Annotated in this window: 12 protein-coding genes and 1 pseudogene; 5 read left to right on the top strand and 8 right to left on the bottom strand. The window is 67.5% G+C overall.

Translation table 11 applies throughout. The features are described 5' to 3' along the window. Nucleotides 1-106 precede the first annotated feature (106 nt). Entirely contained in the window at nt 107-817 is a 711-nt protein-coding gene (gene ribB / locus DID98_RS11290; protein ID WP_124488632.1) for a 3,4-dihydroxy-2-butanone-4-phosphate synthase, read from the top strand. A gap of 91 nt (nt 818-908) precedes the next feature. Here ribB and DID98_RS11285 read toward each other — a convergent pair whose 3' ends face one another. The 4 genes from DID98_RS11285 to glpD all read right to left on the bottom strand — a co-directional run bounded on the left by DID98_RS11285 (nt 909) and on the right by glpD (nt 5,875). Further along, nucleotides 909-1,595 carry an HAD family phosphatase gene (locus DID98_RS11285; protein WP_124488633.1) on the bottom strand — a complete coding sequence of 229 codons (687 nt, stop codon included), beginning with the start codon at nt 1,593-1,595 and terminating at the stop codon, nt 909-911. Between the two features lie 335 nt (nt 1,596-1,930). After that, complete coding sequence (locus DID98_RS11280) at nt 1,931-2,647, bottom strand: MIP/aquaporin family protein (protein WP_044846788.1); 717 nt, start codon at nt 2,645-2,647, stop codon at nt 1,931-1,933. A 96-nt stretch (nt 2,648-2,743) separates the two neighbouring features. Beyond that, nucleotides 2,744-4,246: a glycerol kinase GlpK gene (gene glpK / locus DID98_RS11275; RefSeq protein ID WP_124570699.1), complete on the bottom strand. Its 1,503-nt coding sequence runs from the start codon at nt 4,244-4,246 to the stop codon at nt 2,744-2,746. Between the two features lie 105 nt (nt 4,247-4,351). Beyond that, nucleotides 4,352-5,875 (bottom strand): glycerol-3-phosphate dehydrogenase, encoded by a 1,524-nt coding sequence (gene glpD / locus DID98_RS11270; protein WP_044846786.1) that lies wholly within the window; start codon nt 5,873-5,875, stop codon nt 4,352-4,354. Nucleotides 5,876-6,037: 162 nt separating this feature from the next. Between glpD and DID98_RS11265 the strand changes: the two genes are divergently transcribed. Next, entirely contained in the window at nt 6,038-6,406 is a 369-nt protein-coding gene (locus tag DID98_RS11265; RefSeq protein ID WP_044846785.1) for a hypothetical protein, read from the top strand. A gap of 80 nt (nt 6,407-6,486) precedes the next feature. On the opposite strand, the gene DID98_RS11260 is transcribed toward DID98_RS11265, so the two are convergent. Then, entirely contained in the window at nt 6,487-6,684 is a 198-nt protein-coding gene (locus tag DID98_RS11260) for a hypothetical protein (protein ID WP_044846784.1), read from the bottom strand. 315 nt (nt 6,685-6,999) lie between these two features. Next, entirely contained in the window at nt 7,000-7,779 is a 780-nt protein-coding gene (locus tag DID98_RS11255) for a DeoR/GlpR family DNA-binding transcription regulator (RefSeq protein ID WP_044846783.1), read from the bottom strand. A gap of 223 nt (nt 7,780-8,002) precedes the next feature. Between DID98_RS11255 and DID98_RS11250 the strand changes: the two genes are divergently transcribed. The 3 genes from DID98_RS11250 to DID98_RS11240 all read left to right on the top strand — a co-directional run bounded on the left by DID98_RS11250 (nt 8,003) and on the right by DID98_RS11240 (nt 11,363). Then, on the top strand, nt 8,003-9,643 hold the full coding sequence (locus DID98_RS11250) for a gamma-glutamyltransferase family protein (RefSeq protein ID WP_124570698.1): 1,641 nt from the start codon (nt 8,003-8,005) through the stop codon (nt 9,641-9,643). Nucleotides 9,644-9,957: 314 nt separating this feature from the next. Continuing rightward, nucleotides 9,958-10,785, top strand: a complete 828-nt coding sequence (locus DID98_RS11245; RefSeq protein WP_044846781.1) for a ferritin-like domain-containing protein — start codon at nt 9,958-9,960, stop codon at nt 10,783-10,785. Nucleotides 10,786-10,853: 68 nt separating this feature from the next. Next, a complete protein-coding gene (locus DID98_RS11240) occupies nt 10,854-11,363 on the top strand; it encodes a hypothetical protein (RefSeq protein WP_044846780.1) in 510 nt (169 codons plus the stop codon). Here the strand turns inward: DID98_RS11240 and DID98_RS11235 are convergent. Continuing rightward, nucleotides 11,357-12,802, bottom strand: a complete 1,446-nt coding sequence (locus DID98_RS11235) for a DEAD/DEAH box helicase (protein ID WP_124486899.1) — start codon at nt 12,800-12,802, stop codon at nt 11,357-11,359. The two genes, DID98_RS11240 and DID98_RS11235, sit on opposite strands and share 7 nt — an antisense overlap. Nucleotides 12,803-12,876: 74 nt before the next feature. After that, nucleotides 12,877-14,169, bottom strand: a pseudogene (locus DID98_RS11230) (c-type cytochrome); the annotation flags it as partial. Nucleotides 14,170-14,175: the final 6 nt, after the last annotated feature.

Here is a 14,175-nt window from a genome sequence, read left to right as displayed (position 1 = left end):
CCGTCAGGGCCGCTTTGCCGTCCGTGCGAAGCGGGTTGTCGTTCTGTCTGTTTGCAATGCCCTGAAACGTTTTTCGCCCAAATCGTAATCGCGAGGAGCGTTTCACATGTCCTTCAAGTCCGTTTCGTCGGCACCTGCCGACGCCTTTGCCGATCTCCCGTTGCTGGATTCCGAACCGGTGCCGCCGCGCATCGCCGCCGCGCTCGACGCGTTGCGCGCGGGCCGCGCGGTCGTGTTGCAGGACGATCACGACCGAGAAAACGAGGCCGACCTGATCGTCGCCGCCGAACGCATCACGCCCGAGACGATGGCGCTCCTGATCCGAGAGTGCAGCGGCATCGTGTGCCTGTGCCTGACCGACGACAAGGTCCGCGCGCTCGAGCTGCCGCCGATGGTGCAGACCAACGAGAGCCGCAACGGCACCGCGTTCACCGTGTCGATCGAGGCGCGCGAAGGCGTGCATACCGGCGTGTCCGCGGCCGACCGCGTGACGACGATCCGCGCGGCGATCGCCGACGATGCGAAGCCGTACGACATCGTGCGCCCCGGCCACGTGTTTCCGTTGCGCGCGCAACCGGGCGGCGTGCTGGCGCGCCGCGGCCATACCGAAGGCACGGTCGACCTGTCGATCCTCGCGGGGCTGAAGCCGGCGGGCGTGCTGTGCGAGCTGATGAATCCCGACGGCACGATGACGCGCGGCGACGACGTCGAGCGTTTCGCGCAGCAGCACGGGCTGCCGATGCTGACGATCGCGGAGCTCGTCGAATTCCGCGAAGCGCTGGCGGCCGCGCGCGAGCGCTGCTGCGAGCCGGCCTGAGGGCCGGCATGGCGGGCGCACCGTGGCGCCCGCGGGTACGGCGTGCGCAGCGAGCCGCACGCCGGTGATGTCGCTCCGGCGCGGCGGTCGGTCAGGACTGCACGTCGCCGAATTCGCCGCGCAGGCCGGCCGCGACGAGCGCCGGCAGTTCATCCATCCTGCGCATGATCCGCGTGATGCCCATCGCGCGCAGCGCGTCCGCGTAGTTGTCGGGGATGTGGCTCGCGCCGACGAACGCGATCGTCTTCATGCCCGCCGCGCGCGCGGCGTTCAGGCCCGACACGCTGTCCTCGACGACGATGCAGCGCGCCGGCGCGACGCCAAGCGTGCGCGCCGCATGCAGGTACACGTCGGGGTAGGGCTTTGGCCGCGCGACCTGCTCGGAGCTGAACACGCGCTCGCCGAAGATTTCGGTGAGCGACGCGCGCTTCAGCGAGCTGCGCACGCGCACGAGCCGGCTGTTCGACACCACCGCGGCCGGCAGGCCGACCTTCAGCAACGCGTCGCGCACGCCGGTGATCGGCGCGAGCGATTGCGCGAGACCGGTTTCGATGTTGCGCTCGACGGTCTCGATGAAGTTGTCCGGCATCCGGATGCCGAAATGCGCTTCGAGCCCCGCGAGAAAGCGCGACGTCTGCTGGCCGAACGCAGACTTCGCGGCGGCTTCGAAATCGAGATGCGGGAAGGTGGCGGACAGCGTTTCGAGCAGCACGCGGTCGGCAATGACTTCGCTGTCGACGAGCACGCCGTCGCAGTCGCAGATAAGGTGATCGAGCATGATGGTGAAGAAGCGGGGTGTCGGCGACGCCGATCATGCCGCCATGATACGTGCTTTCGCGGCTGCGCCGTGCGGCGCGAGTGCCCGGTCACGATGACGCACCTCGTTGACGGAGGCGTCGTCGCGGCGCGAGCGCGGCGGACTCGTCGTCGATCACCGTTCCGACCCGCGAGCCCTTGCGTGTCGCGAAGCGTGGTCCCGGCGTCGAAGTCGTCCGGTATCGGCCACGGGCGATTCGCGGTGCCGGCGAAGCGACGATCGCGCGACGAAGTGAGTGGCCGGAAGCGCGCGGCAGGCCGTGCCGCGCGCAGGCTCGAGGTCGAATGACGGCGTGCTCAGGCCATCGCGTGCAGGCGCAGATACAGGCCGGCCGCCGCGGCGCCGCCGAGCAGCGGGCCGATCACCGGCACCCACGCATAGCGCCAGTCGCTGTCGCGCTTGCCGGGGATCGGCAGCAGCGCATGCATCAGGCGCGGCGACAGGTCGCGCGCCGGGCTCATCGCATAACCGGTCGGCCCGCCGAGCGAGATGCCGATGCCGAGCACGAGCAGGCCGACCGGCAGCGCGTCGAGCGCGCCGAGGCCGACCTGCGGCGACGCGAGATACAGCACGCCGAGGATCAGCACGAACGTGCAGATCGCTTCGGTCAGCACATTGTGCGTGGTGCTGCGGATCGCGGGCGCCGTGCAGAATACCGCGAGCTTCAGGTCCGCATCGACTTCCTTCGCGAAGTGCTGGCGATACGCGAGCCACACGAGCAAGGCGCCCGCCATCCCGCCGAGCATCTGCGCGAGGATGTAGCCGCCGACCTTCGACCACGCGAACTTGCCCGCGAGCGCGAGGCTGATCGTGACGATCGGGTTCAGGTGCGCGCCGCTGAACGATGCGGTCACGTAGACGGCGACGAACACGGCCATCGCCCAGCCCATCACGATCACGATCAGGTCCGCGCCCTTGCCCTTGGTCTTCGCCAGCAGCACGTTGGCGACCGCGCCGTTGCCGAGCAGCACGAGAATGGCGGTGCCGATGAATTCTGCAATATAAGGTGACATGTTTGTCTCTCGTAGGTCGCGGCGGACTCGCGCGTTGCGCGGTCCGCCGGTGTTGTTGTATTTCGTTCGGAGTTCTTGTGATTGCTGCCGCGGTGCTTACTGTACGTCGTCGGCCCACGCCTTCGCGGCGCGCACCGCGCGTTGCCAGCCGGCCATGCAGCGCTCGACCTGCTCCTTCGGCATCGACGGCGAGAAGCGGCGATCGAGCTGCCACTGGCTGCGCACTTCGTCGAGGTTCTTCCAGTAGCCGATCGCGAGGCCCGCGAGGTAGGCTGCGCCGAGCGCGGTCGTCTCGGTGATCTGCGGGCGCACCGCGTCGACGCCGAGCAGGTCCGCCTGGAACTGCATCAGCAGGTCGTTCGCGCTCGCGCCGCCGTCGACGCGCAGCTCGCCGATGCTGATGCCCGAGTCGGCTTCCATCGCGGCCAGCACGTCGAGCGACTGATAGGCGATCGCATCGAGCGCCGCGCGCGCGAGATGCGCGGACGTGGTGCCGCGCGTGACGCCGAACACCGAACCGCGCGCCCGTGCGTTCCAGTGCGGCGCGCCGAGGCCCGCGAACGCCGGCACCAGATAGACGCCGTCGGTATGCGGCACGCTCGCGGCGAGCGCTTCGATTTCGGCGGCCGTCTTGATGATGCCGACACCGTCGCGCAGCCACTGCACGACCGCGCCCGCGATGAAGATGCTGCCTTCGAGCGCGTACTGCACGTCGTTGCCGATCTGCCACGCGATCGTCGTGACGAGGTTGTTCTTCGACTCGATCGGCTTGTCGCCGGTGTTCATCATCAGGAAGCAGCCGGTGCCGTAGGTGTTCTTCACCATGCCCGACGTCGTGCACATCTGGCCGAACAGCGCCGCGTGCTGGTCGCCGGCGATCCCCGCGAGCGGGATCTTCGACGCGAACACCGTGGTTTTCGTATGGCCGTAGATTTCCGACGACGCCTTCACTTCCGGCAGCATGCTGCGCGGGATGTCGAGCAACTCGAGCAGCTCGCTGTCCCACTCGCGCGTGTGGATGTTGAACAGCATCGTGCGCGACGCGTTCGTCACGTCGGTCACGTGCAGCTCGTGCTTCGTGAAGTTCCACACGAGCCAGCTGTCGACGGTGCCGAACGCGAGCTTGCCCTGGCGCGCCTTGTCGCGCGCGCCCGGTACGTTGTCGAGGATCCAGCGGATCTTGGTCGCGGAGAAGTACGAGTCGATCGGCAGGCCGGTCTTCGCGCGCACCTTCGCCTCGAGGCCCTGTGCTTTCAGCGAATCGCAGAAGTCGGCGGTGCGGCGGTCCTGCCACACGATCGCGTTGTAGACGGGCTGGCCCGTCTCGCGATCCCAGACGATCGTCGTCTCGCGCTGATTGGTGATGCCGATCGCGGCGATCGACGTGCCGTTCAGGCCGGTGCGCGTGACCGCCTCGGCGGCGACACCCGCCTGCGTCGACCAGATTTCCTGCGGGTCGTGCTCGACCCAGCCGGGTTGCGGGTAGATCTGTTCGAATTCCTTCTGGGCGATCGATACGATGTTGCCCTGGCGATCGAACAGCATTGCGCGGGAGCTCGTCGTGCCCTGGTCAAGCGCGAGGATGTACTGATCCTGCATGTCTCTCATCTCCATCCGTGGATTGGCGTAGTTGTGATGCGCGCCGCATGTTACGCGGCGCGTCGGTGAATCAACGTCGGTCAGGCAACTGCAACTGCAAACGGATCACGCGTGCGGCGCGTGCGCGGCGGCGAACCACGCATCGACCGCGGCCGTCACCGCGTCGAGCGTGCCGGGCGCGACGTGCAGGCCGAGCTTCGAGCGGCGCCACAGCACGTCCTGCGCGCAGGTCGCCCATTCGACGTCGCGCAGGTAGCGCAGTTCGGCGTCGTGGATGCCCGGGGCGATCTCGGCGCCGAGGTCGGCGAGCGACGTCGCGCCGTCCACAACGCGTTCCGCGCGCGTGCCGTATGCGCGCGCATAGCGGCGCGCAAGCGCGGCGGGCAGCCACGGATGGCGTTTCGCGAATGCGTCGGCGAACACGTCGAACTTCGCGTTCGCGATGTCGCCGCCCGGCAGCGGCGCGCCGGCCGTCCAGGTCTTCGCGTCGCGGCCGAGCGCGCGACACAGCAGGTCGGCGGCTTCCTCCGCGAGCTTGCGGAACGTCGTGATCTTGCCGCCGAACACCGACAGCAGCGGCGCGCCGGCGCCGTCGTCCATCTCGAGGCGATAGTCGCGCGTGACGGCCGACGCGTTCGCCGCGTTTTCGTCTTCCAGCAGCGGGCGCACGCCCGAATAGGTCCAGTGCACGTCGGCCGGCGAGATCTTGCGCTTGAAGTAGCGGTTGATCGAGTCGCACAGATACTGCGTCTCGTCGCGATCGATCGCGACCTTCGCGGGATCGTTCGTGTATTCGACGTCGGTCGTGCCGATCAGCGTGAAGTCGTGCTCGTACGGAATCGCGAAGATGATCCGCTTGTCCGGGTTCTGGAAGATGTATGCGTGGTCGTGATCGAACAGGCGCCGCGTGATGATGTGGCTGCCCTTCACGAGCCGCACGCTGTGCTGCGCGCCGCGACCGAGCGCGCCGTGCAGCACTTCGCCGACCCACGGGCCGGCTGCGTTCGCGACCGCGCGCGCACGCACGACGCGGATCGAGCCGTCCGCGTGCCGCAGCCGCGCTTCCCATTCGTCGCCGCGGCGTTCCGCCGACACGAGTTTCGTGCGCGTGAGGATCTCGGCGCCGCGCTCCTTCGCATCGAGCGCGTTCAGCACGACGAGGCGCGCGTCGTCGACCCAGCCGTCCGAATACACGAAGCCGCGCTTGATCGAGTCGATCAGCGGCGCGCCGGCCGCGTGGCGGCGCATGTCGATGCCGCGGGAGCCGGGCAGCAGTTCGCGCTTCGCGAGGTGATCGTAGAGGAACAGGCCGATGCGGATCAGCCAGGCCGGCCGCAGGTTCGGCATGTGCGGCATCACGAAGCGCAGCGGCCACATGATGTGCGGCGCCGCGCGCAGCAGCGTCTCACGCTCCTGCAGCGCTTTGCGGACGAGTCCGAATTCGTTGTATTCGAGGTAGCGCAGGCCGCCGTGAATCAGCTTCGTGCTGGACGACGACGTGTGCGACGCGAGGTCGTCCTGCTCGCAGAGCAGGACCGACAGGCCGCGGCCGGCCGCATCGCGCGCGATGCCGGCGCCGTTGATGCCGCCGCCGACGACGAGCAGATCGTAGCGATTCGGTTGGGTCACCTGCTGTCCTTATCGTCTGATGGAAATGGACGAACATGAAATGTTCGAATTCGAAATTTAACGAACGAAATCGAAAAAGTAAAGTTCGAAAAAGCGGGGCCAGTAGCGCGTGGCGCGATCCCGGACGATACTGGCGCAATCGACCGTTTCGCGAGGTGAATCATGCGTATTGGGATGTGGGCCGGCGCGTGCGCCGTCGTCCTGGCAGGGTGCAGCGCCGGCACGCCGCCGCTTGCCGGCAACTGGCGGGCGCCGTCGTTCGTCGACCTGCAGACGTCGTGCGGCGGCACCGCGCGCGACTGGGGCGCGGACGCGCAGCCGGTCTATTCGACGCTGTACGACGCGTATGTGGCGAAACGGTATCGCGGGCTGACGCAGGCGAACTATTGCGCGTTCGTAAACGAACTTTCGGCGCACTATGCGGCGCCCGACGCGGCGGGGCGCGCCGGATGGGTCGCGTATTTCAACGGCGCGCGCGCGCAGGCCGTCAGCTGGCGGGCCGCGGTCGATCCGACGCTGCGCGGCGGCTGACGCCGGAGCGCTGCGGGAGGCGGGAAAAGCGGCTCGGCCGGAAATCCGGCCGGCGCGCTCAAGTCAGGAACAGCGGGACTTCAGGAATAGCGGCATTTGATGGATCGCAACGCGGCGTCGCCGGTTTCGGTCACGCAGTATTTGCGTCCCGATCCCAGCCCTTCCAGCCGCACGAGCTGCTGTTCGAGCAGCGCGTCGAGTTCATCGCGATCCATGTCCCCATGATCGGGGGCATCCTTCACAAGCAGTAGCGTGGCGAATTCATGCGGACTCAGCATCGTTCTCTCCATGGCAATCGGTTTGCCCGCGCAGCCGGCGCAAACGCCGCTGCGCGATACCCGGCGGGGTATGGCTTGGGGGGAAAGCTGTATTCGCCGGCCTTCGGATTCGCACACGCCTTGGCACGGGCGGATCGCGCGAACGGGCCGGGGAACTGGAGTCTAGTCGAGCGCGCGGGCAACGACAAATCGTGCCCCGTTAATTTTCAGTTTGACAGGCACGCAAACCGCTAGCGGTTCAGCGGGCGCGCCAACTTCTTGATTTCACTTGAAGTTTCAGGTGCGGTGCAGCATCGCGCGGGTCATTCCGCGGGGTCATTCCGCGACGTACACCTGGGTGCCCGCGTTCGCCACCGCGTCGGCCATCTCCGGCGGCAGTGGCTTGTCGGTGAAGAGTGCATGAACCTGGCTCAGGTGGCCCTGGCGCACCAGCGCCGGACGGCCGACCTTCGAATGATCGGCGACGAGGTAGACCGTGCGCGCATGCTGCATGATCGCCTCGGCCACGCGCACCTCGCGCGTGTCGAAGTCGCGCAGCGTGCCGTCGGCTTCGATCGCCGACGTGCCGATGATCGCGTAGTCGACCTTGAACTGGCGGATGAAGTCGATCGCGAGCTCGCCGACGATGCCCTTGTCCCACGGCCGCACGATGCCGCCCGTGATCAGCACCTCGCAGTCGGGATAGCCGCTCATCATCGACGCGACGTTCAGGTTGTTCGTGATCACGTGCAGCCCGTGATGACGATTCAGTGCGCGCGCAACTTCCTCGGTCGTGGTGCCGAGATTGATGAACAGCGACGCCTGGTCGGGGATGTGCGACGCGGCGAGCGCCGCGATGCGCCGCTTCTCGTCATGGAACATCCGCTGGCGCGCGGTGTACGACACGTTTTCCGAGCTGGTCGGCAGGCTCGCGCCGCCGTGGTAGCGGCGCAGCAGGTTCAGGTCGGCGAGCCAGTTCACGTCGCGGCGGATCGTCTGCGGCGTGACCGCGAAGTGCGCGGCGAGATCGTCGACGGTCACGAAGCCGTCGCGCTGCACCCATTCGAGCAGTTCCTGCTGGCGCGCGTTGAGGGTGAGGCGGGGATCTCGGGTCATGGCTCGGCGGTCGGATCGTGAGGCGGAGCGGGTATTGTAAGGGCGGGAAGGGCGTTCGACCGGCCTGCGGCGCATCACCGCCCGGAATTCATGCGGAAAGTACATGGATTCATGTGACAAATGAATTTGTGCGATCGCGCGGATCGCGCTGCAATGGCGGACTGTCCGCGCATGCCGGTCGTGCGTCCGGCGCGTTCATTCAGCTTTCGACGAGGTGGAACCGATGACTGGCTTCAACTGGCACAACCCGTATCCGACGACCCGCATCCCGGTATTCGCGCGCAACGTCGTGTCGACGTCGCACCCGCTCGCCGCGCAGGCCGGGCTGCGGATGCTGTGGAAGGGTGGCAATGCCGTCGATGCGGCGCTGGCCGCCGCGGCCGCGATCACAGTGGTCGAGCCCGTGTCGTGCGGGCTCGGCGGCGATGCGTTCGCGCTCGTGTGGGACGGCGGGCGGCTGTCCGGGCTGAATGCGTCGGGCGTCGCGCCGGCCGCATGGAGTCCCGACTATTTCCGCAAGCGCCACGGCGAGGACGCGCACGGCATCGCGAACAAGCCGACGCGCGGCTGGGACACCGTCACGGTGCCGGGCGTGATCGCGGGCTGGGAAGCGCTGCATGCGAAGTTCGGCTCGCTGCCGTTCGCGGATCTGCTCGAGCCGGCGATCGAGATCGCCGAGCGCGGCTATGCGGTGTCGCCGATCGTCGCGCACAAATGGGCGGCCGCGGTGCCCGAACTGCAGGGACTGCCGGGTTTCGCCGACACCTTCATGCCGCGCGGGCGCGCGCCGCACGTCGGCGAGCGCATGTGCCTGCCGGGCCACGCGCAGACGCTGCGCACGCTCGCGAACGACGGCCCGCGCGCGTTCTACGAAGGCGCGCTCGCCGCGCAGCTCGCGGCGTTCGCGCGCGAAGGCGGCGGCGCGCTGACCGAAGCCGACCTGCGCGCGTACCGGCCGGAATGGGTCGAGCCGATCGGCAAGCGCTTCGGCCGTCATACGATTCACGAGATCCCGCCGAACGGGCAGGGCATCGCCGCGCTGATCGCGCTCGGGATCGCCGAGCAGGCTGGCCTGAGCGAATGGCCGGTCGATTCGGTCGACTCGCAGCACCTGCAGATCGAGGCGATGAAGCTCGCGTTCGCGGACGTCTATCGCTACGTCGCCGATCCGCGCGCGATGGACGTGACGCCCGCGCAGATGCTCGACGATGCGTATCTCGCGGAACGCGCGAAGCTGATCGATCGCGCGCGCGCGACGCACTTCGCTGCCGGCCGCCCGCAGTCGGGCGGCACGATCTACCTGTCCGCGGCGGACGAGCGCGGGATGATGGTGAGCTTCATTCAGTCGAACTACATGGGCTTCGGTTCGGGGCTCGTCGTGCCCGGTACCGGCATTGCCCTGCAGAACCGCGGGCACGGCTTCTCGATGGACCCGGCGTCGCCGAACGTCGTCGCGGGCGGCAAGCGGCCGTTCCATACGATCATCCCCGCGTTCGTCACCGAGGAAGTCGACGGCCGCAGCGAGGCCGTGATGAGCTTCGGCGTGATGGGCGGCGACATGCAGCCGCAGGGCCACCTGCAGACCGTCGTGCGCATGCTCGGCTACGGGCAGCAGCCGCAGGCCGCCTGCGACGCGCCGCGCTGGAAGGTCAATCGCGACTTCACGCTCGACGTCGAGTCGACGATGAAGCGCGAGACGGTCGACGGGCTCGCCGCGCGCGGCCATACGATCAAGTCGATCGACGATCCTTACATGGATTTCGGTTCGGGGCAGTTCGTGTGGCGTCTCGATCGCGACGATCCCGACCGCGGCTACGTGGCCGCGAGCGACAGCCGTCGCGACGGTCTTGCGGCCGGTTTCTGACGGAACGCTTCCAGCGTTGTGCCCGACGGGCGGCCGGATGGCCGCCCGTTTTGCCTGGATGCAGCGCATGCCGTCGCGCGCGCGCAACCGGTTCGAACAACTCATCTAACGATCCGCAACATGCGCGGCGGAACTGCGCGCGGCGGGCATGGTCAGTGCTTTGAAGCACGAACATAAAAGTCCGGCTAAGATGCCAGCATGGTTCGGCCGGACCAATCCACTAATAAATGCAAGCAAAACGTCGCCTGCGGGCACGCCGGGCCTGAGCGAAGAGATGGGCCGGCCGGCCGCGCGACGACTGGGAGCGCATCACCATGCCTACTGAAACGACGCATGTCATGCCATGGCGTATCGAGGACATCGACCTGAACCGGATCGATCGTCAGCGCGCCGCCGCGAACGAGGATCTGCTGCTGTTGCTGTGCGCGTCGTCGTTCATCGAAAGCGGCTCGGATCTCTACACGAGCAACCTGAGCGAGTTCTTCAACGACGATCCGGAAGTGTCCGCGTGGCTCAACAATGCGTGGGAGCACGAGGAACTGCAGCACGGGCGCGCGCTGAAGGCGTATATCGCGCACGTGTGGCCGGAGTTCGACTGGGACACCGCGTTCGCGAATTTCTTCGCCGAGTATTCGAAGACCTGCTCGGTCGACGCGTTCGAGAAGACCCGCGCGCTCGAGATGGTCGCGCGCTGCGTCGTCGAGACGGGCACGGCCACGCTCTATCGCGCGATCAACGAATGCTCGGACGAGCCGGTGCTGAAGGAAATCACCGACAACATCCGCTCGGACGAAGTGCGTCACTACAAGCACTTCTTCAAGTTCTTCAAGAAGTACAACAAGCTCGAAGGCAACGGCCGTCTCGCGGTGCTCGGCGCGCTGATGCGCCGCGTGATGGAAATCAAGAACGAGGATTCCGAGATCGCGCTGCGCCACGTGTTCGCCGTCCGCTACCCGGATCGCGTCGGCGACAGTCAATACAACCGCGAGCGTGCCGCGCGCATCAGCTCGCTCGTGCGGCGCAACCTGTCGGCCGACATGTGCGTGAAGATGCTGCTCAAGCCGCTCGACCTGCCCGCGAAGATCCAGCCGAGCGTCCACTATCCGCTGACGAAGATCACGCGGCACGTGTTCATGCGCTGATCGTCACCGCGCGGTCCGGCGCGCGTATGCTGCGCGATCATCATCTGCTTTTCACCGGGGCCGCCATCATGACCGATTCCCATCGCCACGCGCTCGAACAATGGACGTTCGACGCGTGGCCGCCGGCCGTCGTTGCGCTGTTCGACGGCACCGCGCTCGAACGCCATGCCGACTTCGCCGCATCGCTGATCGTCGCGACCGACGACGGCCAGCTGCGCACGACGCTGCTCAGCGTCGGCGAGATCCACGCGCGCGACGCGCATACGCTGCTGCTCGCGCTCTGGCCGCAATCGCGCGCGGCGCGTGCGCTGACGCAACGGCGCGCGGCCGCGTTGACGCTCGTCGCGGACGGCGCATTCTTTCAGGCACAACTGAGGATCGAGCCGCTCGAAGGGGACTTCGGGGGCCTTGCCGGATTCGCTGCGACGATCGCGCACGGCGATGCGCAGCGGGTCGGCTATGCGCGTCTCGCGACGGGCGTCACGTTTGCGCTGGAAGGGGAGGCGCGCGCCGAGGTGCTCGCGCGCTGGCAGCGCCAGGTCGAGCACCTGCGGCGCGCGGCCGCGCGGCTTCAGTGACCGCGCTGGCCGCTGCGCGACGAACGGTTGCGGTTCGCGTGCGCGGCGTTGCCGTTCGCGGGGCGCGCGCCGTTGCCGCCTGACGGGCGGCCGCCGCCGCTGGCGTTGCCGCTCGCACCGCCGGCCGCGCGCGGCTTGGCCGCCTTCGCGGCCTTCGGCTGCGCATTGCCGTCGCGCTTCGCGGCCGGCTGGCCCGAGCCGCCTGCACGCGGCTGGCGATTGCCGCCACCGCCGCCACCGCCACCGCCGCGCGGCTGCTGGCCGCGGCGTTGCTGGATCGGCTCCGGCTTCGCGGTCGGATCGGGTTCGAAGCCCGCGATCACTTCCTGCGGAATCTCGCGCTTGATCAGCCGCTCGATGTCGCGCAGCAGCTGCTTCTCGTCGACACACACGAGCGACACGGCTTCGCCGGTCGCGCCTGCACGGCCCGTGCGGCCGATCCGGTGCACGTAATCTTCCGGCACGTTCGGCAGGTCGAAGTTGACGACGTGCGGCAACTGGTCGATGTCGATCCCGCGCGCGGCGATGTCGGTCGCGACCAGCACCTGCAGCGTGCTGTTCTTGAATTCCGCGAGCGCGCGTGTGCGGGCCGACTGGCTCTTGTTGCCGTGGATCGCCATCGCGCTGATGCCGTCCTTCGTCAGCTGCTCGGCGAGCCGGTTCGCGCCGTGCTTGGTGCGCGTGAACACGAGCACCTGGAACCAGTTGTGTTCGCGGATCAGGTGCGTGAGCAGCTCGCGCTTGCGATCGCGGTCGACCGGGTGGATCTTCTGCGCGACGCTTTCCGCGGTGGTGTTGCGGCGCGCGACTTCGATCAGCGCCGGCGAATCGAGCAGGTTGTCGGCGAGCGACTTGATCTCGTCGGAGAAGGTCGCCGAGAACAGCAGGTTCTGGCGCTGCGGCGGCAGCTTCGCGAGCACGCGCTTGATGTCGTGGATGAAGCCCATGTCGAGCATCCGGTCGGCTTCGTCGAGCACGAGGATGTCGAGATCCGACAGGTCGATCGTCTTCTGCTGCATGTGATCGAGCAGACGCCCCGGCGTCGCGACGACGATGTCGACGCCGCGCTTGAGCGCATCGATCTGCGGATTGATGCTGACGCCGCCGAACATCACGGTCGAGCGCAGCTTCAGGTACTTGCTGTACGCGCGCACGCTTTCCTCGACCTGGGCGGCGAGTTCGCGCGTCGGCGTGAGGATCAGCGCGCGCACCGCGCGCTTCGCGCCGCGATGCTCGGCGTAGAACGTATGCAGGCGCTGCAGGATCGGCAGCGTGAAGCCGGCGGTCTTGCCGGTGCCGGTCTGTGCGCCGGCGAGCAGGTCGCCGCCGCCGAGGACGGCAGGGATCGCCTGCTGCTGGATGGGCGTCGGCGACGTGTAGCCGAGCTCGTTGACCGCCTTGACAAGCGGTTCGGCCAGGCCGAGAGATTCGAAAGACATAGATACCACTCTTGAGTTTTATGATCGGCGACGCCTCGCGCGGCCAGCGCGGGGAACGGCGTCGCAAAAAAGCAAAGGGGCGCGGAACGCAGGTCGCTCACCTGTTGCGGCGAGATCGGCGTACCGTTGTTGCCCCACGACATCCGGATATACGTGACGACTGCCGCGACTTCCTGGTTCGACAGCGACTGTGCGAACGGCGGCATCCCGTACGGACGCGGATTCTTGAACGTGCTCGGCGGATAGCCGCCATTCAGCACCATGCGGATCGGGTTGACCGCCGATTCCATCACGATCGAATGGTTGCCCGCGAGCGGCGGATACGCCGGCGGCTTGCCCGCGCCGGTTTCGGCGTGGCAGGTCGCGCAGTTGTCCGCGTAGATCTTCTTGCCCTGGTCGAACAGCGTGTTGCCGAACTGCTTCGACGGCTCGTACTGCATGTTCTTCGGCGCTTCAGCCTTCTGCGGAATCGACTTCAGGTACGTCGACATCGCGCGCGTATCTTCGTCGCTCATGTACTGCAGGCTGTTGTGCACGACGTCGGCCATCGGGCCGAACACCGCACCCTTGTTCGACACGCCGGCCTGCAGCAGGTCCGACAGCTCCTGCACGTGCCAGTCGCCGAGGCCGAGTTCCTTGTCGTTCGTCAGCGACGGCGCATACCAGTTCTGCAGCGGGATCAGGCCGCCCGCGAAGGCTGCCGAGTTCACCGGGCCGCCCATCATGTTGATCGACGTGTGGCACATCGAGCAGTGGCCGAGGCCTTCGACGAGGTACGCGCCGCGGTTCCATTCGACCGACTTGGTCGGATCCGGCTTGTACTCGCCTTCCTTGAAGAACAGCGTGCGCCAGCCGATCAGCAGGTTGCGGTTGTTGAACGGGAACTTCAGTTCGTGCGGACGGCTCGGCACCGAGACCGGCGGGACCGAACGCAGGTACGCGTAGATCGCGTCCGAGTCGGCGCGCGTGACCTTCGTGTAGCTCGCGAACGGGAAGCCCGGGTAGAGCAGGCTGCCGTCCTTCGAACGGCCGGTGTGCATCGCGCGGTAGAAGTCGTCCGACGTCCACTTGCCGATGCCGTCCTTGTCGTCCGGCGTGATGTTCGGCGTGTACATCGTGCCGAACGGCGTCGCCATCGGCAGGCCGCCCGCGAACGACTTGCCGCCGCGCACGGTGTGGCACGCGATACAGTCGCCGACGCGCGCGAGGTATTCGCCCTTCTTGATCAGCGCGGCCTGGTCGGCCGGCGTGGCCGCGACGGCGGCAGCGCCGTGCAGCGTGTCGTTGCCCGGCCACAGGACCGGCACGAGGGCGGCGGCCGCGACGATCGCGACAGCCGAGAGTGCAAACAGGGACTTGCGTTTCATTGTGTC

Source organism: Burkholderia sp. Bp8984, from assembly GCF_003853755.1.
Taxonomy (GTDB): Bacteria; Pseudomonadota; Gammaproteobacteria; order Burkholderiales; family Burkholderiaceae; genus Burkholderia.
Note: the sequence above shows the minus strand (reverse complement) of the source record. Positions and strands in the feature narration are given on the sequence as shown.

Excerpts from the sequence above, each read along its gene's own strand:
- glpK (WP_124570699.1), bottom strand. The coding sequence starts at position 4,246 with ATGCAGGATCAGTACATCCTCGCGCTTGACCAGGGCACGACGAGCTCC.
- DID98_RS11255 (WP_044846783.1), bottom strand. The coding sequence starts at position 7,779 with ATGACCCGAGATCCCCGCCTCACCCTCAACGCGCGCCAGCAGGAACTG.
- DID98_RS11285 (WP_124488633.1), bottom strand. The coding sequence starts at position 1,595 with ATGCTCGATCACCTTATCTGCGACTGCGACGGCGTGCTCGTCGACAGC.
- DID98_RS11250 (WP_124570698.1), top strand. The coding sequence starts at position 8,003 with ATGACTGGCTTCAACTGGCACAACCCGTATCCGACGACCCGCATCCCG.
- DID98_RS11265 (WP_044846785.1), top strand. The coding sequence starts at position 6,038 with ATGCGTATTGGGATGTGGGCCGGCGCGTGCGCCGTCGTCCTGGCAGGG.
- DID98_RS11280 (WP_044846788.1), bottom strand. The coding sequence starts at position 2,647 with ATGTCACCTTATATTGCAGAATTCATCGGCACCGCCATTCTCGTGCTG.
- DID98_RS11240 (WP_044846780.1), top strand. The coding sequence starts at position 10,854 with ATGACCGATTCCCATCGCCACGCGCTCGAACAATGGACGTTCGACGCG.
- DID98_RS11245 (WP_044846781.1), top strand. The coding sequence starts at position 9,958 with ATGCCTACTGAAACGACGCATGTCATGCCATGGCGTATCGAGGACATC.
- ribB (WP_124488632.1), top strand. The coding sequence starts at position 107 with ATGTCCTTCAAGTCCGTTTCGTCGGCACCTGCCGACGCCTTTGCCGAT.
- DID98_RS11235 (WP_124486899.1), bottom strand. The coding sequence starts at position 12,802 with ATGTCTTTCGAATCTCTCGGCCTGGCCGAACCGCTTGTCAAGGCGGTC.
- DID98_RS11260 (WP_044846784.1), bottom strand. The coding sequence starts at position 6,684 with ATGCTGAGTCCGCATGAATTCGCCACGCTACTGCTTGTGAAGGATGCC.